General features: G+C 31.9%; 20 protein-coding genes. 11 read left to right on the top strand and 9 right to left on the bottom strand.

Features of this window, described 5'->3' with window-relative positions; translation table 11 throughout:
• Positions 1 to 8: 8 nt before the first annotated feature.
• Positions 9 to 518, bottom strand: coding sequence for a CvpA family protein (locus tag J8L88_RS00335; RefSeq protein ID WP_027394321.1), 510 nt, complete (start codon positions 516 to 518; stop codon positions 9 to 11).
• 204 nt (positions 519 to 722) lie between these two features.
• On the opposite strand from J8L88_RS00335, the gene J8L88_RS00330 reads away from it, so the two are divergent.
• The 4 genes from J8L88_RS00330 (at position 723) to J8L88_RS00315 (ending at position 3,945) form a co-directional block, all read left to right on the top strand.
• The gene (locus J8L88_RS00330; protein ID WP_211059640.1) at positions 723 to 1,079 is read left to right on the top strand and encodes a hypothetical protein; all 357 of its coding nucleotides are present in this window, start codon (positions 723 to 725) and stop codon (positions 1,077 to 1,079) included.
• A gap of 658 nt (positions 1,080 to 1,737) precedes the next feature.
• A complete protein-coding gene (gene pheS / locus J8L88_RS00325) occupies positions 1,738 to 2,757 on the top strand; it encodes a phenylalanine--tRNA ligase subunit alpha (protein ID WP_027394319.1) in 1,020 nt (339 codons plus the stop codon).
• A 1-nt stretch (position 2,758) separates the two neighbouring features.
• Positions 2,759 to 3,154, top strand: a complete 396-nt coding sequence (locus tag J8L88_RS00320; protein WP_211059639.1) for a hypothetical protein — start codon at positions 2,759 to 2,761, stop codon at positions 3,152 to 3,154.
• A gap of 170 nt (positions 3,155 to 3,324) precedes the next feature.
• Positions 3,325 to 3,945: a hypothetical protein gene (locus J8L88_RS00315; RefSeq protein WP_118388596.1), complete on the top strand. Its 621-nt coding sequence runs from the start codon at positions 3,325 to 3,327 to the stop codon at positions 3,943 to 3,945.
• Positions 3,946 to 4,190: 245 nt separating this feature from the next.
• Here J8L88_RS00315 and J8L88_RS00310 read toward each other — a convergent pair whose 3' ends face one another.
• The 3 genes from J8L88_RS00310 to J8L88_RS00300 form a co-directional block, all read right to left on the bottom strand.
• Entirely contained in the window at positions 4,191 to 4,814 is a 624-nt protein-coding gene (locus tag J8L88_RS00310; protein ID WP_027394316.1) for a DUF6624 domain-containing protein, read from the bottom strand.
• A 111-nt stretch (positions 4,815 to 4,925) separates the two neighbouring features.
• Complete coding sequence (locus J8L88_RS00305) at positions 4,926 to 6,419, bottom strand: M56 family metallopeptidase (RefSeq protein ID WP_211059638.1); 1,494 nt, start codon at positions 6,417 to 6,419, stop codon at positions 4,926 to 4,928.
• A gap of 1 nt (position 6,420) precedes the next feature.
• Positions 6,421 to 6,780: a BlaI/MecI/CopY family transcriptional regulator gene (locus tag J8L88_RS00300; protein ID WP_118388600.1), complete on the bottom strand. Its 360-nt coding sequence runs from the start codon at positions 6,778 to 6,780 to the stop codon at positions 6,421 to 6,423.
• Positions 6,781 to 7,010: 230 nt separating this feature from the next.
• Between J8L88_RS00300 and J8L88_RS00295 the strand changes: the two genes are divergently transcribed.
• Positions 7,011 to 8,480, top strand: a complete 1,470-nt coding sequence (locus tag J8L88_RS00295) for a hypothetical protein (RefSeq protein ID WP_211059637.1) — start codon at positions 7,011 to 7,013, stop codon at positions 8,478 to 8,480.
• Positions 8,481 to 8,704: 224 nt separating this feature from the next.
• On the opposite strand, the gene trpS is transcribed toward J8L88_RS00295, so the two are convergent.
• Entirely contained in the window at positions 8,705 to 9,673 is a 969-nt protein-coding gene (gene trpS, locus J8L88_RS00290) for a tryptophan--tRNA ligase (protein WP_027394312.1), read from the bottom strand.
• A gap of 73 nt (positions 9,674 to 9,746) precedes the next feature.
• On the opposite strand from trpS, the gene J8L88_RS00285 reads away from it, so the two are divergent.
• Positions 9,747 to 10,487 carry a 1-acyl-sn-glycerol-3-phosphate acyltransferase gene (locus J8L88_RS00285; RefSeq protein ID WP_118388602.1) on the top strand — a complete coding sequence of 247 codons (741 nt, stop codon included), beginning with the start codon at positions 9,747 to 9,749 and terminating at the stop codon, positions 10,485 to 10,487.
• A gap of 123 nt (positions 10,488 to 10,610) precedes the next feature.
• On the opposite strand, the gene J8L88_RS00280 is transcribed toward J8L88_RS00285, so the two are convergent.
• The 4 genes from J8L88_RS00280 to recA all read right to left on the bottom strand — a co-directional run bounded on the left by J8L88_RS00280 (position 10,611) and on the right by recA (position 14,516).
• Positions 10,611 to 12,302: a hypothetical protein gene (locus J8L88_RS00280; protein WP_211059636.1), complete on the bottom strand. Its 1,692-nt coding sequence runs from the start codon at positions 12,300 to 12,302 to the stop codon at positions 10,611 to 10,613.
• 2 nt (positions 12,303 to 12,304) lie between these two features.
• The gene (locus J8L88_RS00275; RefSeq protein WP_027394309.1) at positions 12,305 to 12,850 is read right to left on the bottom strand and encodes an RNA polymerase sigma factor; all 546 of its coding nucleotides are present in this window, start codon (positions 12,848 to 12,850) and stop codon (positions 12,305 to 12,307) included.
• Positions 12,851 to 12,889: 39 nt separating this feature from the next.
• Positions 12,890 to 13,312 carry a hypothetical protein gene (locus tag J8L88_RS00270; RefSeq protein ID WP_027394308.1) on the bottom strand — a complete coding sequence of 141 codons (423 nt, stop codon included), beginning with the start codon at positions 13,310 to 13,312 and terminating at the stop codon, positions 12,890 to 12,892.
• A 190-nt stretch (positions 13,313 to 13,502) separates the two neighbouring features.
• Entirely contained in the window at positions 13,503 to 14,516 is a 1,014-nt protein-coding gene (recA, locus tag J8L88_RS00265; protein WP_091406197.1) for a recombinase RecA, read from the bottom strand.
• Positions 14,517 to 15,017: 501 nt separating this feature from the next.
• Between recA and J8L88_RS00260 the strand changes: the two genes are divergently transcribed.
• From J8L88_RS00260 to J8L88_RS00240, 5 genes are all read left to right on the top strand, one after another.
• Positions 15,018 to 16,049, top strand: coding sequence for a rhodanese-related sulfurtransferase (locus J8L88_RS00260; protein WP_027394306.1), 1,032 nt, complete (start codon positions 15,018 to 15,020; stop codon positions 16,047 to 16,049).
• A gap of 146 nt (positions 16,050 to 16,195) precedes the next feature.
• Positions 16,196 to 17,503, top strand: coding sequence for a regulatory iron-sulfur-containing complex subunit RicT (locus J8L88_RS00255; protein ID WP_118388608.1), 1,308 nt, complete (start codon positions 16,196 to 16,198; stop codon positions 17,501 to 17,503).
• Entirely contained in the window at positions 17,490 to 17,984 is a 495-nt protein-coding gene (locus tag J8L88_RS00250; protein WP_211059635.1) for a gliding motility lipoprotein GldH, read from the top strand. The genes J8L88_RS00255 and J8L88_RS00250 overlap by 14 nt, the downstream gene beginning before the upstream one ends.
• A gap of 1 nt (position 17,985) precedes the next feature.
• Complete coding sequence (locus tag J8L88_RS00245; RefSeq protein ID WP_027394303.1) at positions 17,986 to 20,316, top strand: penicillin-binding protein 1A; 2,331 nt, start codon at positions 17,986 to 17,988, stop codon at positions 20,314 to 20,316.
• A gap of 24 nt (positions 20,317 to 20,340) precedes the next feature.
• A complete protein-coding gene (locus tag J8L88_RS00240) occupies positions 20,341 to 22,665 on the top strand; it encodes a transglycosylase domain-containing protein (protein WP_211059634.1) in 2,325 nt (774 codons plus the stop codon).
• Positions 22,666 to 22,717 lie beyond the last annotated feature (52 nt).

The raw sequence follows: 22,717 nt of genomic DNA, 5'->3' as shown, positions 1-22,717 counted from the left end.
TAAATAAGTTAAGTTTTTTGGTCTTCTTCCTTAGTAGTATCTCTAAGGATATTTGGTAATACTGTAGGCGCTATTTTTTTTACAGGAGCATAAAGAATAGAGGAGTCTAATGTCTCTTGCTTAATTAGATTTAGGGATCGATTGGCCGCGTCTACAAATATAATTATTACACTTGCTATAAAGGCAAATTTTAATACGCCAAATGCTGCACCTAAAAGTTTATTTAGGATACCTAATGAGGCAAAATCTGCAATTTTTGTCAGTAGTTTTCCGGCTAAAGATATTAAGATTACAACACCAATAAATGTAATGGCAAATGCAGTTAACTTAAGAGCCCCATCTCCCCAGTTAAGGTATTTCTCTAGATAACCTCCTATCAAGTGTGAGAAGTGTACAGAGACATAAATCCCTGCTACTAATGCAACTAAAGACGCAAGAGAAACAAATAACCCTTTGCTAAACCCTTTGATTAATCCCCATAGCAGTAAAATACCTAAGATGATATCGATATAATTCATTGACAGCTTTGTTTAGACTAATATAATGTTTTAAATCAAAATCGAGTTATTTATACAGTTAGACTTCAATAATTTGTTAAGGTTAGGATATTATGGATGCTTTAAGTTTTCTCAAAAAATGATGGTTGGTCTTTTAGTTAAGCGTTATTTTTGTACTGCTTAATTTTTTAATTAGTATTTATAAAAAGCGAGGAAAATTAGATTATGACCAGAGATGAGAAATTAAAAGAAAGATGGGAAGAATTGGTAATGAAGTTATCTAATCAGTTTGCCGATGGAGATGAGTTAGATTTAGACGCTATTATTTATTTGATTGGAGTGCAAGAATTAGGTCAAGTACATCGTAGATTTAAAAAGGATGAAAAATTAGATTTGATGCACATTGCAATTTGTAGATTGTTAGAGCCATATGGTTATTATGAGTTTGATTATTTTGATGAAGAAGGATGGCCACATTATATTGTAAAAGAACAACTTCCTAATCTTAAGGCAGGAGAACAATCGATTTTGATGAAAGAAGCAATTGTAAATTATTTTGTTACAAGTCAATATATTCTTTAGTTTGACGATGTAACTTTTTTAATTATCTATTAAAACATGTAATAATCGCTATTAATGAGATTTAATAAAAAAGGAGCCTTATAAGGCTCCTTTTTTATAGTTAAGTTTTTAATTGTATAATTATCTTCTCATTGCATACCAAGAGGCCGAAGGAAGATTGCTAATCAATTCTTTTAATCCTTTCATATCTATAATAAGAATTCCAAAAAATAACTTTTTCATATCCGGCAATTTTAAATTAAACATTACATGACTAACTTTTAGTCATTACCATTGATTCAAAATTATTGGTTAAGGAGTTTTTTTGGGAAGTTTAGGCTAAGCAATAGTTGTTTCTATAAGCACAAAAACTGTACTTAAATATAATCAATGTTATCTGTTTTATCAAGATTTTTAACGAGCTTTAACGTATGTTGTATTTCTGTTTCTTGATTAGAGTGAGATGTGGATGTTATAGTGTTCTTTTTTGGTAGTTTGAGAGAATACCGTTTTCTTTTTGATACAATTTGTGTGCAAAAATCAATTGAAAGATAATGTAGTTTTAGAAGCAATTGAACAAAAAAACAAAAATTAAGCTCTTAAATATAACTTCTATTATATTTTGGGTACTATTTATTGTATTTCTGTTTAAATTTGTCCTCTATATAAGAAAAAGATCATGATCGATAAGATTAAAGAATATATCTCAGAAGTTGAGGAGTTTTCTGCGAAGACCAAAGAAGAAGTTGAAATATTTAGAATAAAGTTTTCTGGTAAAAAAGGACTTGTAAATGACTTTTTTGCAGAATTCAGGAATATTGCCAATGATCAGAAGAAAGAATTTGGTCAAGCAATAAATGCACTAAAAGTAGCAGCAGAAGAGAAAGTAAAATCCTTAAAAGATGAGTTAGAATCAAAGGAAGAAGAAAAAGGAGCCTATGGAGATCTTACACGTCCATCTGAACCTATTTCGTTGGGATCTAGACATCCAATTTCTTTAGTAAAAAATCAAATTATAGATATTTTTTCTCGTATTGGGTTTAATGTTAGTGAAGGTCCAGAAATAGAGGATGATTGGCATAATTTTACAGCACTGAACTTACCAGAGTATCACCCAGCACGTGATATGCAAGATACTTTCTTTATACAAACGGATCCGGATATCTTATTGCGTACGCATACTTCTTCCGTACAGGTAAGATATATGGAAGAGAATAAACCTCCAATAAGAACAATTTCTCCAGGAAGAGTTTATAGAAATGAAGCGATATCTGCTAGATCACATTGCTTTTTTCATCAGGTAGAAGGATTATATATAGATAAAGATGTTTCCTTTGCCGATCTTAAGCAAACGTTGCAATATTTTACTACTGAAATGTTCGGTAAATCTAAGATTAGGTTACGTCCTTCATATTTTCCATTCACAGAACCAAGTGCTGAGGTGGATGTATATTGGGGATTAGAAACCGAAACAGATTATAAAATGACCAAAGGAACAGGTTGGTTAGAGATAATGGGCTGTGGGATGGTTGACCCTAATGTATTAAAGAATTGTAATATCGATCCTGAAGAGTATAGTGGATTTGCTTTTGGTATGGGAATCGATCGAATTGCCTTACTATTATATGGAATCTCTGATATCCGTATGTTAAGTGAAAATGATGTACGTTTCTTAGAACAATTTAAGTCCGCATTATAAATTGAGAAAGGATATAGAAATACCATTAGTAAAAAATGTTTACATAGCCATTGTGAAAGAGTGGAATGATGAATTTGGAGGCGACGATTGGAATTCTTACATCATTAATGATAGAGATACCCCTATAGAGATGGTATTCGTGGTGACAAAAGGGTATGATGCCCAGAAAAAAACATCTTTACTTAGACACGGTATTGGAACCGTGAATGCCAAATCATCGGCTAAAATAGAAATGATTCAGGAAGAATTGTTTTCCATGAATAATGAATTTGCTGTTTCCTTCTTTTCAGATGGAAAATTGTATGATAAGAAATACATCTTCAGAAAAAATACAATAAACGAACGTGCCTTTCGGGATATTCCTGTTATGGAACAACGAGGCGTATTAGTATCATAAACTTAAGGTTTTAGCCATTATTAGTTGTTTAACTTATTAAAAAACAGTTAAATAACCCTCGTATTGTTTCTAAATTGATAATACTTTAGCGTTATATTCCCCTACAATAATTGGAATGCCAACATCCAATTGTCGTGGGGTTTTTTATTCTAATCTTAAAACCAAATAATATGAAAAAAGTATTTTTTTTAGCGGTAATAGTACTATCAAGCATGTTCTTTTCCTGCGAAAAAGGAAGCGTAGAGGAAGCAAATGAAAATGTAACAGTTGATCTTATTGATAATGAAACAGATGTTCAGGGTAAATGGGGCATTGTTTGGCGATGTTATTACATTTTCGAAAGAGGGCTTAACTTTCGAGGTAATTGCTACTCACAATTTAATGGAGTTTGTGGTGTAAAGAGAATATGTATCCCTATCATCGTGGATCCTTGTTGGATTGTGCCTTGTTGGATAGATATTTTTGATCCATGGATAATTTATGAAAAGATAGATCCTAGAGATTTTCTTTCTTTTAGAGATAAACTAGAATTAGATATTGATCCACGAGAAACTGCTATGCCATTTGCATTAAACGAAGAAATAGCGGGATTACAATTTTATCAAGAGGAAGGTTTATTTAAGGATAATGTTTTTACAGTAAAGGAATCATTAGTCTTGGATGCAGAGACTTCCAAAGAATTGGGATTACAAGGTAATGTAGTAAAAGCTGGCGAATATCCTGTGATTCATAATAAAGAGAACGGAACTTATAATGTTATTTTAGCAGTAGAAAAAGGTTTCAAACGCTAATATTTAGTGAAAATGTTGGTAATAAATAAACCTGGTTAGAGTAACTCTCTAATCAGGTTATTATTGTAATTATGTTATGTGAGTAGATAGGTAAAAGTACTTATTCGCCATATCTTCTTACATCTTTATATTGCCAGAGTAAATTTATAATTTCCTAATGACCATCTAGTTTAATTAATTGTAGGTATTCGACCTAGTTATCATAAATCAACTTTACGGTTGCAATACGATTATAAATGTCTTTTTCATTTTTTTTGAGGAATTGTCCAAGGAATATTTTTTGATTTAGAGAAATCTTCAATTGAATTAAGTCCAATTTCTTTTCTTCTTTTGTTTATCGATTCAGGACTTTTAATTGGTAAAAAAGATATTTTTCCTTTAGAGTTATACTCATATTGTGTTCCATAAAGTTGGGACTTATTAGAGTTAATTAACATTCTATCAATAAGCCTAGCATAATGAGTTGGTTGGGATTCTTTTTGTAGTACTGATTCTTTTAATAATGGTGCATATTTCTCTTTTGACGAAATCGAACCATGTTGTAAAACCCCCCATAAAGTGGTATTGGCTAATCGACCAACTTCTGAAATCCCTAACCAGCCATAAGTGTCAATAATCGAAATGACCTCTTTTTCCAAAAGTTTGTCTTGTTTTTCGACGACTTCCCAAAAATAGTCCATTTCATTAGATTCTTTACCAAACTGTTCTTCTGCCTGTTTATATAATTTTCTAAACAATTGATCTTTCATAAAAACTATTTCTAATTGCTTTTTTAAATAATCTTTAGTTTCTTTTGATAATGGTTTTGATTGTGCATAGCTATTACAGATAAAACCAAGGAAAATTATGTGAAAAATTATTCTTTTCATAAACTTCGATAATTGATGCTTAAACCTAACCACCCTCGAGACTAATCCTCTAGGATGGGTAGTATTTTTTATTAGCTTTTAAAGAAAAATTGCCTATTCTAAGAATTTATTTTATTCTTTTATCTCAAAAACTATTGGTAAAGAGTATAGAACGCTTACCGCTTTTCCATCTTTCATTCCAGGTGTCATTTTAGGTAATGTATTTATGACGCGAAGAGTTTCTTCTTCTAATTTCTTGTGTGGACCTCTAGCCTGAATGTCTTCAATCTCTCCGTTTTTATTTATTTTAAATCTAGCATATATTCTTAATCTTCCATTAAGCCCAATATCATTACCAATTTTAGTGTCAAACTCTTTACCAATATGTTGTGATATTTTCTGCGAAAAGCACTTTTTAGCATCTTCTCCGGTTAAGTGAGTACAATCAGGATGAATAGGAACAACATCTGCTTTTATAAATGGTACGCCTTCTATTTCTTCTTTTTGAGTAATCTCTGGGGTTAATTTCGTAATAGTCTGGATTAAGTTTTGAAAAACTTCCATCTTTTCAGATTTTAATTGATCATCCGAGATATTTCCAATGTCTTGCATAAGTATAGAAAACAGTTCTTTGCTTTCTTCGGAGTAAATACCTTCACTGTTTATTTTACTTAACAAGGACTCGGCTCTTTGTGTAAGGGTTGTTAATGGTACTTCTTTACTTTCTATTGTACGTGAATCTTCCGAACAAGAGCTATAGATAAGCATTGAACTGATGATTGGAATAAGAAGTAAGTACTTTAATAGATAAACTTTTTTTGATTTTGATTTTTGTAACATAACAAGTCTTTTTTTGATTAAAGAATGATTGAAAAATGTATTTATAAATGAAATTTTTTCTGTTTGAAAAACCTGAGATAATAGGTCTTGGTAATAGTCTTTTTTATTGGTTTCTGCTATTGCTTCAGAATCGGCAATGTATTCCTGAAGTGTAGCTATTCTATTCTGGTAGATATATACCAATGGATTGAACCAGAGTATAATTCGTAATATCTCGAAGAAAATTAAATCAAGAGAATGATATTCTCTTACATGTATTTTTTCATGTATAATGACATTACTTTTTTTAACTTCAGAAAGATCATTACCGATGTATATTGTATTGAAAAATGAAAATGCAGTATCAGTATTTGGTAATGAAACTAGAGTGATATTTTTAGTATGTACTTTGTTTCCGGAACGCTTTAGTTTAGATATTTTATATACTTTGAAAAGAAATAGAAATACGCTAATTGTAATTCCTATATACCATAAATATCCAATAATTGGTATTAAGGAAAAATAGTTGGACAGTTGATTCTCTGATCCGATTACTACTTCTGGTAGCAGATGAACCTGCATAGGAGAATCAGTAGTAAGTATCTCCGGTAACTTTATGTTATAAGATGTAGGTATAAGTTGTCTTATCACATCTAATTGAATTAGTGGAAGTAAAAAACTAAGAATAGGAGTTATCAAAAGATAACCACGATTCCAATTGAAAAATGTTTCCTTTTTTAAGAATAAATCATAAGTGATTAAAAAAAGTAATTGAAATCCTATGATCTGTAATATATAGTGTATCATATTATTCTTCTTTATTAATTTCTCTCATAGCTTCTTCCATTTCTGCGATACTGATATCATTTTTTTTCATGAAAAATGATACCATACTTTTAAAAGAACCTTGAAAATAACCATCGATTAACTTGTTAATACTTTGATTACTATATTCTGTCTTTTTAACTAGTGGAATGTAGATATGAATTCGTCCTTCTTTACGATAGTTTACAAACCCCTTATCTTCTAGTATTCTAACGATTGTAGAAACAGTATTGTAAGCTGGTTTTGGTTCTGGTAATTCATCGAGTATGGATAGAACACTCCCTTCATTCAGATTCCATAGAATTTTCATAATATCTTCTTCAGCTTTTGTTAATTGTTTCATTTGTCTATTTTTTACAGATCCAAACTAAGAATTTAGTTTGAGGTTGCTAATATAAACTAAAATATTAGTTTGAACTAATATTTTAGTTTAATTTTTGTTTTTTAAACAAATAGGATGTCTTAGAAATGGTTAATTCTGTAGAAAGGTTCCCTAAAAGAGTAGTCTGTCTATTTTAACTTTACTAATAGATTAAATTAAGAATCTTGCGAAATAATCTTTTAATTTTTTTTATGAGAATTCTAGAAATCATTCTACTTGCCATTAGCACAATTTTTCCTTTTTACATTTCAACAAAAGGCTATCGATTAAACAAAAAAATCCCCTTGTTGATTATTGGAGGCATCACTGTTTTACATTTTGTTTTTGAAGGATACCGATGGCAAATGATTCCTACTTACTTATTAGTTCTAATTTTAGGTTGGTGTTTGTATAAAGAATATCCATTTTTTAATGGAGGTTGGATTAGAAAAACTATAAGAGGAATAGTATTAATTTTACTATTGTTATTTAGTTGGGTGTTACCCTATATTCTACCTGTTTTTAACTTGCCAAAACCTACTGGAAAATACAATATTGGCTCTCAATATATTCACTTAAAATCAACCCAAGATGAAATAATGACTTCTGATATAGGAGATAAAAGAGAATTGATGATAAAGGCATGGTATCCTGCAATCCTAGATAATGAGAAAGCAGAACCTTATCTTAATGACGGGGACAGAGTGAGCTTTGCAGTAAAACATGGGTTGCCTAAAACCATATTTAATTATTTAGATATTGTCAAAACGCATACATATATTAAGCCATCTGTAGCTACAGGTAAATTCCCTGTATTAATTTTTTCTCATGGGAGCTATTCTCAAGCTTCGGGCTACTATGCTTTGATAGAAGAAATTGTAAGTCACGGGTACATTGTTTTAAATATAAATCATACATATGAAAGTACGGGAACACTTTTTCCTGATGGAGAAATAAAGCTTTTTAATTCTGAATACGACAGAAAACAGAATAATCAAGAAATGGCTGAAATGGCTTGGAATGCCATGCAAAACTATAATAAGGCAACAACACCAGAAGAACAATTTAGTACTGTTCACAATCTTATTTTAAATTATTACGGCGCTGAACTAACTGAGCGATATAGCAACGATATTTCTTTGGTTATAGATGAATTAAAAAAATGGAACACATCTTCTTTTTTAGCACACCATCTTGATACAACGAAAATTGGCGTATTTGGGCATTCTCAAGGAGGCGCAGCTGCAGGTCAAGCATTACTTGATAATGACAGAATAAAAGCGGGAATTAACGTGGATGGTATGCAATGGGGAAAAATGATAGATACAATAATGACCAAACCATTTGCTTTAATTTCGTCTGAATGGGATGATTCACACCCAAATTTAAACATACAGGCGTATCATAATGGAAGTTCTTCTGATTTTTACAATGCTAAAATCAAGAATTCTGGACATTCTAGTTTTATGGATATTCCGTTAATGATTAATTTACAATTTATAAATGAAGCAGGAACAATAAATCCAAGGAAAACATATGAGGTAACTACAAAAATAGTATTACAATTTTTTGACTTGTATTTATTAGATGAACACTCTGATTTATTGGAGTTAGGTAATAAATATCCTGAACTTGAACTTACGAAAAAAACAAGGAAAAAGTTGCCTAATATTTTGCGATAGCTAATTGTTTTGGCAAAGGATTATTTACTAAGTTAGTTCTTTAACCTGTAACTAATCATACACAAATTCTTTCTAGTATTAAGAAAAAATGAAAGCTTAATTAAGATATATATAAGAGATTCTAAAGAATAACTATAAAAAGAAAATGCAATCTACTTATAAAGAGATTGCATTTTTTAAGTTTTGTTTTAGAAATTATTAATTCTAAAATGAATCAAAGATATTTAATATCCAACTTTTTCACGCACTCTAGAAAGTACTTTATTGGCAACTTCTGAAGCTTTTTTAGCACCAATGGCTAAAGCTTTATCTACTTCCGCTAGGTTTTCCATATAGTATGTGTAGCGTTTACGTTCTTCAGAGAATTTGTCAATTAATAGTTCGTATAAAGCTTGTTTCGCATGACCATATCCATAATTACCACCTAAATAATTAGCACGCATTTCTGATAGCTGTTCTTTAGTGGCTATTAGTTGATATATTGCAAATACATTACAAGTATCAGGGTCTTTAGGTTCTTCTAAAGGTGTGCTATCGGTCTTAATAGACATAACATCTTTTCGTAATTTTTTATCAGGTAAAAACAAATTGATTGTATTACCTTTTGATTTACTCATTTTTGCACCATCTGTTCCTGGTACATACATAGTTTCTTTTTGAAATTGCGCCTTTGGTAGTACAAAAAGTTCTCCAACCTGATTGTGCATGCGTTCTGCTACATTACGAGTCATTTCTATATGTTGTTCCTGATCTTTTCCAACAGGTACAATATCTGCATCATATAATAATATATCAGCTGCCATTAACATAGGATAAGTAAACAAACCTGCGTTAACATCTTCTAATCGATCTGCTTTGTCTTTAAAAGAATGAGCTAAGGTCAATCTCTGGTATGGGAAGAAACAACTTAGGTACCAAGATAGTTCTGTTACTTGTGGTATATCACTCTGGCGATAAAACACCGTTTTTTCTATATCTAAACCAAATGCTAACCAGGTAGCAGCAGTAGAGTAGGTGTTCTCTCTTAGTGTTTTAGCATCTTTAATCTGAGTAAGAGAATGCATATCTGCAATAAATAAGAAAGAATCATTCTCCGGCTGATTAGCCATTTGAATTGCAGGAATGATAGCTCCTAATAAGTTTCCTAAATGAGGTGTTCCTGTACTCTGGACTCCGGTTAAAATTCTTGCCATAGTAATTTTTAGTTTCCGGCAAAGGTAATTTTTTTGTTCAGATACCTCAAACCAATTGTGTATTTTTGCGCTTATGGTTGTCCTTAGGAATATATTAATTCTTCTTTGGCGTATTTGGTTTTATATAATGATGGGAATTCCTATCATTATTCTGTTTCCTATTCTTTTAATACTAACTTCAAGAGAACAATGGTACGCACAGTTTTTTGTTGTGGCTAGGTTTTGGGCTAAAATAGTTTTGTATGGTAGTGGGTTTATACCGAGAGTAAAAAATGAAACAAAAATAGATCCGCAAAGAAGCTATATGTTTGTTGCTAATCATACTTCTATGGCGGATATCATGTTAATGTTATATTGTGTAAAGAATCCTTTTGTTTTTGTAGGTAAAAAGGAACTAGCGAAAATTCCAATATTCGGTTTTTTCTACAAGAGAACTTGTATTCTTGTAGATAGAAGTAGTCAAAAAAGTAGAAAAGAAGTCTTTGATCGTGCTCAGGCAAGACTACAAGATGGAACAAGTATCTGTATTTTTCCAGAAGGTGGTGTGCCTGAGGATGAGTCGGTTTTATTAGATGAGTTTAAAGATGGAGCTTTTAGATTAGCGATCGATCACCAAATCCCAATACTTCCTTTAACCTTTCTGGATAATAAAAGAAGATTTTCCTACACCTTCTTTAGCGGAAGTCCTGGTAAGATGAGAGCTTATGTTCATAAAGAGATTTTGACAGAAGGATTTACTCAAGAACGTAAGAAAGAATTGAATATGATAGCACGAAATGTTATTTTGGATAAGTTAAAATCCAATCAATTATAAAAAAACAAAAGCTGCTTCTCCCCAGAAACAGCTTTGTCATCATTGCTTCCCTAGAGCAATAATTCAACCTAACCAACTAAAATAACCTAAAACACATTTTAGTTATTTTCTTTTTCATTGTTTTTAAAACCTAAAACTTACTCCTGTATAAATACCAAAATAATATGGTTTAAAATTGTCTGCACTGTCTTTGAAACCATTAAATTGATATTTGAAGATAGGCTCCATATTAATTTTAAACTTATCAGATAACTTATAATCAAATCCTATACCAATATTACCGCTAAAACTAATATCATTGACAGTTTGCTCTCTGCTCACATTTTCGTTTCTAAAACTACCTGCAATAATAGATACTTCATCATCCTCCAGAAATAGAGTACTAACTCCACCAATCATATGAATTCCAACTTTAGAGTTGGTTAGTGCATATTTAAGTTCTAAAGGAACTTCTATGTATCCAATACTATGATTAAGTAATCCTGGATTCTGAGATTTCACTAAAATTTCGCTGTTAACGTCTCCTGGAGGAGGCGCTAAACTAACAGATCCATTTTGATAATCAGAGACAACTATACTTTGGGTATTGCTTAATCCATTTTCTCTTCCTAATGAGGCAATTCCAAAACCAACATCTTCGGTATTGTAGCCAACATCAACCTTGCTAACACCTGATCGTAAAATTAATTTTTCATTTATGGCATATGCAACTTGTATTCCATAACTAAGATTTACTTCCCCTTGTTTATTATTGTCAGAGAATTGGGAGTCTATGGAAGAACCACCAAAAGAATCGTAGTAAACAGGTGCTATATTAGGAGCTATATTCCATCTTTTGATTGTTTTAGACTCTGCTTTAGCTACAGCTGCTTCTTTTTCTTTTATAGCGTCAAAGATTGATTTTTTGCCATTGTCTAGGTCTTGATCTATTACTTCATCTGAAACTGTTTTCTCTGTTTCTCTATTTTTATTGATCTCCGTATTATTTGCAATACTTTCTTCTGTGTTTTTTATAAAGTCTTCAGAATCTTTAAAGTTTGTGTTATCCTTATTATCAGTGACTTGTTGTTTTTTATTGCCTGACGATATTGCATTATCTGCAATAGTATTCTCAATATTTGTTTTCTTAAATTCAGAAAGTTTTTCTTCTGTATTTTTCTGCGAAGTATTTGTTTTCTGTATATCTGTTATTGAACCGGTGTTAGTTACTTTTTGTTTTGAAATAGTCTGATCTTTTCTGAGGTAATCATCATTAATATTATCAATCTCCTTTTTTGTTTCGTTGATATTTGTTATTCCTTCAGTATTGTTTTTATTTACTGGAGGGTTTTTAAAAGAATTAGTGGTAAAAGTATTTTTACCTTCTGATTTTTTTGAAGATTCTTCTTCTTTATTGTCATTAGTTAAAGAGTTTTCAGTAATGGCCTGGTTGTTTGTTTTATTACTTTCTGAAGTTTCATCATTGAAGTCAAATTCATTATTATCTGAAGTATTAACAAGTGCATCATCAGAGTTTTTAGAATCTAAATTTTGCTTCTCAGAAGACAAAGGCTTTATGTCATTCAATTCTTCCTCGGTACTTACAATAGTTTCTTTTGTTGAGTCATCTGTAACAAATACAGATCCCACGGATAAAATAACTGCTAGGATAGCTGCAACACCAGCAATACGATACCAAAATGGTATAAAAATTACTCGTTTACGATCTTTGTTTTTTCGAGCTTGAATTTTTTTCCACACCTCATCATTAGGAGAAACTTCAAAATCTTTGAACTTCTCCTGAAATAATCTGTCTATATTTTTTTTATCACTCATCTTCATCCTTCAATTGATTGAACGTGATGTTCTTGATTGGTTTCTATTTTTTCTTTTAAAATATTTCTGGCTCTTGCTAAATTAGATTTAGAAGTACCGGTAGAAATGTCTAGCATCTCCGCTATCTCTTTATGAGAATAACCGTCTAATACATATAGATTGAATACTAATCTATATCTATCAGGTAGTTGCTGGATAATTTCTAATAAATAATCTAATGAAACCGTATCTTCATCGATTTCTACTTCTACCTCTTCTATCTGTTCTTCTCCAATAATTTCAAAAACTTTTTGTTTACGATATTTTTGTAAAGCAGTATTTACGGTGATTCTTTTTATCCACCCTTCGAATGAACCTTTACCTCGATATTGCTCTATTTTATCAAAAATTGTAATAAAAGCGTCTTGCAAGGTGTCTTCAGCATTAGGGTAGCTGTTAGAATATTTTAGACAGATAGAAAATAATTTACTGCCGTATAATCTATACAGTTGTTCTTGTGCCTTGGCATCTTGTTTTTTACACTTTTTTATGAGTTGGTCTAAACTCACTAACAGTTTTTGTTTTGATTAACAGAATTTATGAAATCATTATTCCACTACGGGAATTTCCATAACTAAAAATTGATTCTCTCCTTGGTCATTTCTACCTTGCCAGAATCTAAATATATATGAATCTTCAAACCCAACTAAAAAGTTGAAGGATACATCAACTAAATCAGTTTGTTCGAGATTTTCACAAGTACGATCATTAACTATTACATTTACCACGGATACAGTTCGCTCATTAGAAACTCTATCATAATCAAATCCACTAAAAGAGTGACAATCCGAAGGTCTAAAGTAAGATGCTGTAATCTCATAGGTGTCTCCTCTTACAAATTGGTCGGGAATACTTACTTCTTCAATTGGAACTAATTCATAAGAAAAATTGATTCCTGCATCATCATCATTCAAACAGCTGGATAAACAAATTGTAAAAATGAATAGTGCTATTATTTTTATATTTTTCATACCACTAATTTTGGGGTTTACATACCAAATTCTATTAGATAGATGTTTAGATATAGATATGGTTGCGTTTAGATGATAGTTTTTTAACGAGAATACTATTTTTAGAAGGATTGATATTAGATGAAACTTCGATATAAGGTATAAAAAAATCCCGGACATCCGGGATTTTTTTATAGAATACTATTGTAACTTATTCATTTACAATACTGATAGCTTCTTTGATTTTCTCTTCCAGTTCTTCCATAAGTTCTGGATTATCATTTAATAGATTTTTTACTGCATCTCTACCTTGTCCAAGTTTTGTGTCTTGATAACTAAACCACGAACCACTCTTTTTAACAATTTCATAATCAACACCGATGTCTATAATTTCACCAGTTTTAGAAATTCCCATACCATACATAATATCAAACTCAGCAGTTCTAAATGGTGGAGCAACTTTATTCTTTACGACTTTTACACGAGTTTTATTTCCTTGTACGGCACTATTGCTATCCTTAATTTGGGTAGATCTACGTATATCTAATCGAACCGAAGCATAGAACTTAAGGGCATTACCACCAGTAGTAGTCTCCGGATTTCCGAACATTACTCCGATTTTTTCACGAAGCTGGTTGATAAAGATTACAGTACAATTGGTCTTGCTTATAGAACTTGTCAGTTTTCTTAATGCTTGAGACATTAATCTTGCATGAAGACCCATTTTAGAATCTCCCATTTCTCCTTCAATCTCACTTTTAGGAGTTAATGCAGCCACCGAATCAATAACAATGATGTCAATTGCTCCAGATCGTATTAAATTATCAGCAATTTCTAATGCCTGTTCTCCATTATCAGGTTGGGAAATAATTAAGTTATCTATATCAACACCTAATTTTTCTGCATAAAAACGATCAAATGCGTGTTCAGCATCTATAAAAGCAGCTATTCCGCCAGCTTTTTGAGCTTGTGCAATGGCGTGAATTGTAAGTGTTGTTTTACCAGAAGACTCTGGGCCAAAAATTTCTATAACTCTTCCTCTAGGATATCCTCCGACACCTAGAGCTAAATCCAATCCAAGTGATCCTGTAGAGATTACCTCTACTTCTTGAACTGCAGTGTCTCCCATCTTCATTACGGTACCTTTCCCGTAAGCTTTGTCTAGCTTGTCTAAAGTTAGTTTTAACGCTTTTAATTTTGCATCTTTTTCTTTTTCAGTACTCATGCGCTCACTTTCTTTTGTTATTGATAATGGCTAAAATACTATAAGTTTTTTGCATACCCATTTTAAAAATTGTACTTATCTAACTAATTTATTAACAATGATTATTCATTCAGAAAAAGAAGATTTTATTATTTTTTTTGAATGCCAACGCAACCCTTTTTATTTTTCTGCATCTACATAGAAAGCAAAACTAGAACAAACAGTGAAGAAGGAGGATGTAGATGAAATTTCTTAAAAGAGTCGTAAGACATAACCTTGTTGGGTGTACGATTACTTCTATTAGTAATTGTATAGTAGAAGGTGGCTAGCTTCGTTATTTAATTTTTAGTCGTTTTAGATTAAGTAAATTAATTAAATAACGAATTAGCCCAAAAAATGCCTTGAAGTGGTTTTCAAGGCATTTTTTATTCCTATACGATACAATCCTTGTATATTAAACCATGATTTGTACTTTTGCAGAAATTAAAATAAATTCTTTTTAACTTAAAAAATTAGTATAGCATGCAACTGTACAACAAATTAAGTGCAAAAGAGAGGGCTGCTCTTATTGATGAGGCAGGTACTGATCGTCTTACACTCTCTTTTTATAAATACGCACATATCGGAAATACTGAGATTTTTAGAAATCACCTTTTTATACATTGGGATGAACTAGATGTTTTAGGAAGAATCTATGTCGCTACAGAAGGAATTAATGGTCAGTTATCCGTTCCTGCTCCAAATTTTGAAGCCTTTAAAAAACACTTAGATAGTATCTCTTTCTTAGAAAATGTTCGATTGAATATTGCAAGAGAGCAGGATATCAAATCTTTCTTAAAATTGAAAGTAAAGATTCGTAAAAAAATTGTGGCAGATGGTTTAAATGATGAAACTTTTGATGTTACTAATAAAGGAGTTCATGTAGATGCAGACAAGTTTAATCAGTTGATTGAAGATCCTGATACGGTCTTAGTTGATATGCGTAATCATTATGAAAGTGAAATAGGACATTTTAAAGGTGCAATAACTCCAGATGTAGATACATTTAGAGATTCTTTAGATATAATTGAAGAAGATTTAAAAAATCATAAAGAAGATAAAAAATTGGTAATGTATTGTACTGGCGGGATTAGATGCGAGAAAGCTAGTGCATATTATAAGCATAAAGGTTTTAAAAACGTATTCCAGTTAGAAGGTGGGATTATAGAATATGCCAGACAAGTAGAAGAAAAAGGATTAGAAAATAAATATCTAGGCAAGAATTTTGTGTTTGATCACCGAAGATCCGAACGAATTTCTGAGGATGTTATTTCTAATTGTCATCAGTGCGGAAAACCTTGTGATACCCACGTTAATTGTGAAAATGAGGCGTGCCATTTATTGTTCATCCAGTGTGAGGAATGTGCATCCAAAATGGATAGTTGTTGTTCTACAGAATGTCAAGAAATAAATAGTTTACCGTATGAAGAACAGAAAGCTTTAAGAAAGGGTAAAGGTAATAGCAATAAGATCTTTAAAAAAGGGCGTTCAGAAGTACTGAAATATAAGCAATAATACTAAAATGATTTAGATACTATGGTTTTAACAGAAATCATAGTATCTTTATCGATTAAGATGTCGGATGTATTGAGCATCTGATCTGAGTAAGAATCATATTTGTTATGACTAGTCATAGACAAATTTCAATATAGCAAGAGAATATGGGGTGTAGTAGTTGTTCCTCCGGGAAAGACGGACAACCAAAAGGATGTAAGAATAATGGTACATGTGGTACAGATGGTTGCAATAAGTTAACTGTTTTTGATTGGTTATCTAATATGTCACTGCCAGGTGGTGTAGCACCTTTTCATTGTGTAGAAGTTCGTTTTAAAAACGGAAGAAAAAGTTTTTTCAAGAACACAGAAAATCTTTCTTTGAGTATTGGGGATATTGTTGCTACAGAGGCTTCTCCCGGACATGATGTAGGTATTGTTACACTTACTGGAGAGTTGGTACGTATTCAAATGAAGAAGAAAAAAGTAGATATCGATAGTGAAGATGTTAAAAAAATATATCGAAAAGCATCTCAGAAAGATATCGATATATGGCAAAAGGCTAGAGATCGAGAACAAGCTATACAAGTAAGATCAAGAGAAATTGCAATTCGTCTAAAACTCCAAATGAAGATTTCGGATATTGAGTTTCAGGGAGATGGTTCTAAATGTACTTTTTATTACACTGCAGAGGAACGTGTGGATTTTAGGCAATTAATTAAAGAATTCGCCCAAGAGTTTAGTACTAGGATCGAGATGCGTCAAATAGGTTTTAGACAAGAGGCTGCACGATTGGGTGGTATAGGTTCTTGTGGACGTGAATTATGTTGTTCTACTTGGCTTACTGATTTTAGATCTGTAAATACAAGTGCTGCGCGTTACCAGCAATTATCCCTAAATCCGCAAAAATTAGCTGGTCAATGTGGTAAATTAAAGTGCTGTCTTAATTATGAATTAGACGCTTATATAGATGCTTTAAATGAATTTCCTAAAACAGAGATAAAATTACAAACAGAAAAGGGTACTGCAGTATGTCAGAAAATTGATATATTCAAAGGCTATTTATGGTATGCCTATGAAGGAGAATGGATGAATTGGCATAAAATCTCTGCTGATCACGCAAATGAAATCATTGACGCTAATAAAAAGAAAGAGAAGGTTGCAAGCCTTGAAGAATTTGCTTCAGAATTAATTGAAGATACTAAAGTGGATTTTGAGAACGTTGTAGGACAAGATAGTTTAACACGTTTTGATCAACCAAAAAGAAGTAGAAGGAGAAATAAAAACCGAAACAGAAATAAAAAGAAGGTTGTAGTAGAAAAGAATAAATCTACTTCTCAAAAATCAAAATCAAAATCAAAATCAAAAACTAATACAAATACTCCTGAAAGCAAAAATGCGAATAGGAAAAAAAATAACCAACGTAATAATAGGAAACGTAAACCACAGCAACGCAAGAATAATGATAAATCTTAGATTCTTAACTTTGGTTTTTCTTTTTATAGTGTTGTCTTCTTGTGACGACACCCGTTTTTTTGATGAATATAAAACCGTATCGAGTTCTTGGGAAAAAGATGAAAAAATTACATTTGATTTACCGGTATTAGATTCATTACAATCGTATGATTTGTTTATTAATCTTAGGAATACAAATGACTATAGATATAGTAATATCTTTTTGATTAGTGAGATGGAGTTTCCTAATGGAAAAATAGTTGCAGATACTTTAGAATATGATATGGCAGCATCGAATGGAGAATGGCTTGGAACTGGTTTTTCCGATGTAAAAGAAAGTAAGTTGTGGTATAAAGAGAATGTAAATTTCAATGAAAAAGGAATTTATAAAATTACTTTGCAACACGCAATGAGAAAAAATGGAGAGACGTTTGGTATAAGTTCTCTTGAAGGAATTACAGATATAGGTTTTAGAATCGAATTTGCACAAAATCCTAAATAAAATGGCTAAAGCAACACCCAAAGCGACTAGGAAAAAATCAAAAACCCCAGAAATTAGTGTACTTAAATATATTAAGTGGTTTTGGATCACTTTTGCTTCAGGAATATTTTTAGTAATCCTAATTTTCTTGTTTGCAAGTTGGGGGTATTTTGGAGAGATGCCTGGTTTTGATGATTTAGAAAATCCACAAAATGATTTAGCAACGCAGATTATTTCATCTGATGGAAAACAAATAGGAACTTTTTTTAAGGAAAATAGAACACCAGTAAGTTTCGAGGATTTATCCATTAATCTGGTGGATGCACTAGTGGCGACTGAGGATGTTAGATATTATGATCATTCAGGAATTGATGCTAGAGGAACCATTCGAGCTTTTGCCTTCCTAGGTAAAAAAGGTGGTGCAAGTACAATTACCCAGCAATTGGCAAAATTGCTTTTTACAGGTACTAGATCCAAAGGTTGGCAACGGTATACCCAGAAAATTAAGGAATGGGTAATTGCTGCAAGATTAGAAAGACAGTATACTAAAGATGAGATCATGGCTATGTATCTTAATAAGTATGATTTCTTAAATCAAGCAATTGGAGTTAGTTCTGCTTCACGAATTTATTTTAATAAAACTCCAAAGGAGCTAAAAAAAGAAGAAGCTGCTGTATTAGTCGGTATGCTTAAGAATTCTTCACTCTTTAACCCTTTAAGAAGGCCAGAGTTAGTGAAAAATAGGAGAGATGTTGTTTTGTCTCAGATGGCAAAATATGAATATATAACTACTAAAGAAAAAGATAGTTTACAGCAATTACCTTTAAATTTAGATTATGCTCCAGAAGGGCATTCTGATGGAATTGCTACTTATTTTAGAGAGTATGTAAGAAGTTGGATGGGTAACTGGGTTAAAAAGAATCCAAAAGGAGAAGATGAAGAAGGAAACCAGCAATTTTATAATATTTACAGAGACGGATTACGAATTAATGTAACCATTGATTCTAGAATGCAAAAATATGCAGAAGAAGCTGTTCATGAGCATATGTCTAACTTACAAAAAGAGTTTGATAAGCAAGAACTTAAGAATAAAACAGCACCATTTAGAGATCTTACTAAACAAGAAGTAAATGGAATTATAAAAAGAGCTATTCGTAGTTCGGCTAGGAGAAAGAAAATGTTATCCCAGAATAAAAGTGAGGAGGAAATTTTAAAATCTTTTGATGTTAAGACAGAGATGAAAATATTTTCCTGGAAAGGGTATATCGATACTATTATGACTCCTAGAGATTCGATTTTGTATTATAAGAGTTTTCTAAGATCTGGTATGATGTCGATGGAACCTCAAACTGGGCAGGTTAAAGCTTGGGTCGGAGGTGTTGATATAAAACACTTCCAGTATGATCATGTGTATCAAGGAGCACGTCAGGTGGGTTCTACTTTTAAACCTTTTGTGTATGCTACGGCAATTGATCAACTTAAATTATCTCCTTGTGATACATTACCTATGTCACAGATTACAATTCCTGCAGGATCGCATGGTGTAATGGAAGATTGGACACCAAAAAATAGTGACGCAAAATATACGGGTTATCTTAGTCTTAAAGAGGCTTTGGCAAAATCGGTAAATACAATTTCTGCACGTTTGATGGATCGAATTGGGCCAGAACCTATCGTAAGACTCGCTAAAAAATCTGGTGTTGAATCTGAGATTATAGAAGTTGCTTCTATTGCATTAGGTTCGGTGGACCTTAAATTGTCTGAGATGGTTGGTGCATATGGTACGTTTGCTAATGAAGGGATTTATAATAAACCCGTTATGATCACTAGTGTTGAGGATAAAAATGGAACCACTTTATATCAATTTGAGCCAGAAACGAGAGATGTTATTAGTAAAGAAGCAGCTTATGTAACACTAAATCTATTAGAAGGGGTAACGCAGTCAGGATCCGGGGCTCGTCTTAGATCAGGACCTTCCAATAGATATGATTTAAAGAATGTGGTAACAGGATATCCTTATCAATTTACAAATCCAATTGCAGGTAAAACTGGTACAACGCAGAATCAAAGTGATGGTTGGTTTATGGGTATAGTTCCTAATTTATGTACCGGTGTTTGGGTTGGTGCAGATGATCGTGCTACACATTTTAATTCTACAAGATATGGTCAAGGAGCTACAATGGCATTGCCAATTTGGGCTTTATATATGAGGAAGTGTTATGAAGACAAAACCCTTAAAGTATCGAAAGCAGCATTTAAAAAGCCAGAAAATTTAACAATAGAGGTAGATTGTAAGGAGTTTAAGAAAAACATTAAAATAGAAGATCCAATAGAAGATGAGTTTGGTCTTTAGGTAAATAAATCCATTAGTTATAAAATGGAGAAATCTTATTCTAAAATAACTACAAGTAAAAAAATATCGTTTTCGGATAAACGGAGATATATTAAATATTTCTGGGTTAGCTTTATTGTAGCAGTTATTACTGTCCCTTTTTTGTTTCTTTTGGCTAGTTGGGGTGTTTTAGGGGAGATGCCGACTTTTGAGGATTTAGAGAATCCTAGAAATGATCTTGCTTCTCAGATTATTTCTTCTGATGGTGTTCAATTAGGAACTATTTTTAAGCCCAACGAAAATAGAACTCCAATAAAGTATGATGATTTACCAAAGCATTTAGTTGATGCATTAATTGCTACAGAAGATGTCCGTTTTTATGAACATTCTGGTGTTGATCCAAGAGGGACATTTAGAGCTTTTGCATCTTTAGGAAGTAAGGGAGGAGCAAGTACAATTACGCAGCAATTAGCAAGGTTACTTTTCATTGGTCTTAGATCAAAAAATATAGATAAGTACACTCAAAAGATCAGAGAGTGGGTAATAGCGGCACGTTTAGAACGACAGTATACCAAGAACGAAATTATTGTAATGTATCTAAATAAATATGATTTTGCTAGACAAGCAATAGGTATTGGATCTGCTTCTAGAATTTATTTTAATAAAGAACTTAAAAACATTAAAATAGAGGAAGCAGCCGTATTAATAGGTATGCTTAAAAGTGCGACCATATATAATCCAAGAACAAGATTAGAGAATGCTATTGATAGAAGAAATATAGTGTTAAGCCAAATGGCCAAATATGGATATTTGACAAATAAACAAAAAGATAGTTTACAGAAGTTGTCAATAAAACTTGATTACAAGCCAGAAGGATATGCAGAAGGTACTGCAACTTATTTTAGGAGAGAAGTGAAAGAATTTGTGGAGGATTGGATAAAAGATAATCCTATTGGCGAGAATGAAGATGGAAAGCTAGAATATCATAATATATATCAGGATGGTCTTAAAATTTATGTAACCGTAAATTCGAGAATGCAAAAATATGCGGAGCAAGCTGTTAAAGAACATATGACCAATCTCCAAAAAGAGTTTAATAAACAAGAAATAACAAATAGTACGACTCCTTTTAGAGGGATTTCTAAAGAACAAAAAGATGACATTGTAAATAAAGCTATTAGAAATTCGACTAGAAGAAAAGTAATGAAGGATAATGGCAAAAGTGAAGACGAAATTCTTGCTTCTTTTGATATAGAAACCAAGATGAAAGTATTTTCTTGGAAAGGTGTTATTGATACTATTATGACGCCAAGAGATTCTATTTTGTATTATAAAAGGTTTTTACACACAGGATTAATGTCGATGAATCCTCAAACTGGAGAGGTAAAAGCTTGGGTTGGAGGAATTAATAATAAATATTTTAAGTATGATCACGTAGATCAGGGCGCAAGACAAGTTGGTTCTACTTTTAAACCATTTGTATATGCTACAGCAGTGGATCAATTAAAGTATTCTCCTTGCTATAAAGTACCAAGAGCTAAAATTACTATACCCGTGGGAAAACATGGAGTATCTGGTCAGGATTGGACGCCAACAAATACAGACGGTAATTATATTGGATCAGTAACACTCAAAAATGGGTTGGCAAAATCAATTAATACAGTTTCTGCAAGATTAATGGATAGAATTGGTCCGGAAACTGTGATTAATTTAACGAGAAAACTAGGAATTCAATCAGAAATAAATGCGGTAGCTTCTATTGCGTTGGGGACAGAAAATATAAAGCTTTCCGAAATGGTTGGGGCGTATAGTGCATTTGCAAATGAAGGAATATATATAAAACCGTTTATAGTTTCTCATATCAAAGATAAAAACGGAACCTTGTTGTATGATAATTTTCCTGAACGTAAGGATGTTATTAGCAAAGAATCAGCGTATATAACACTTAATTTGATGGAAGGTGTTACAGAAACTGGATCAGGTAGGTCGTTAAGAACGGATGCTTCGAATCAATATCTTTATAAAAATGTTATTACAGGACACCCTTATAAGTTTGAAAATCCAATAGCTGGTAAAACTGGAACTACTCAAAATAATAGTGATGGATGGTTTATGGGAATTGTTCCTAATCTTTGTACGGGAGTATGGGTTGGCGGAGATAGTAGATCAATACATTTTGAATCTATAACTTATGGAAGTGGCGCCTCTATGGCACTTCCAATATGGGCACTGTATATGCAAAAATGTTATCAGGATACAAGTTTACAAGTGTCTAAGTCTGAATTTGTAAAGCCTATAAATTTATCTGTACAGTTAGATTGTGAAATCTATGAAACTAGGGATAAGGTACAAGACGAATTCCAATTTTAATTTCCTTTATAAAAAATTAAATTATTTCTAAAACTATTAGTATTCAAACGTT

Source organism: Aquimarina sp. MMG015 (genome assembly GCF_018100855.1).
Taxonomy (GTDB): domain Bacteria; phylum Bacteroidota; class Bacteroidia; order Flavobacteriales; family Flavobacteriaceae; genus Aquimarina; species Aquimarina latercula.
Note: the sequence above shows the minus strand (reverse complement) of the source record. Positions and strands in the feature narration are given on the sequence as shown.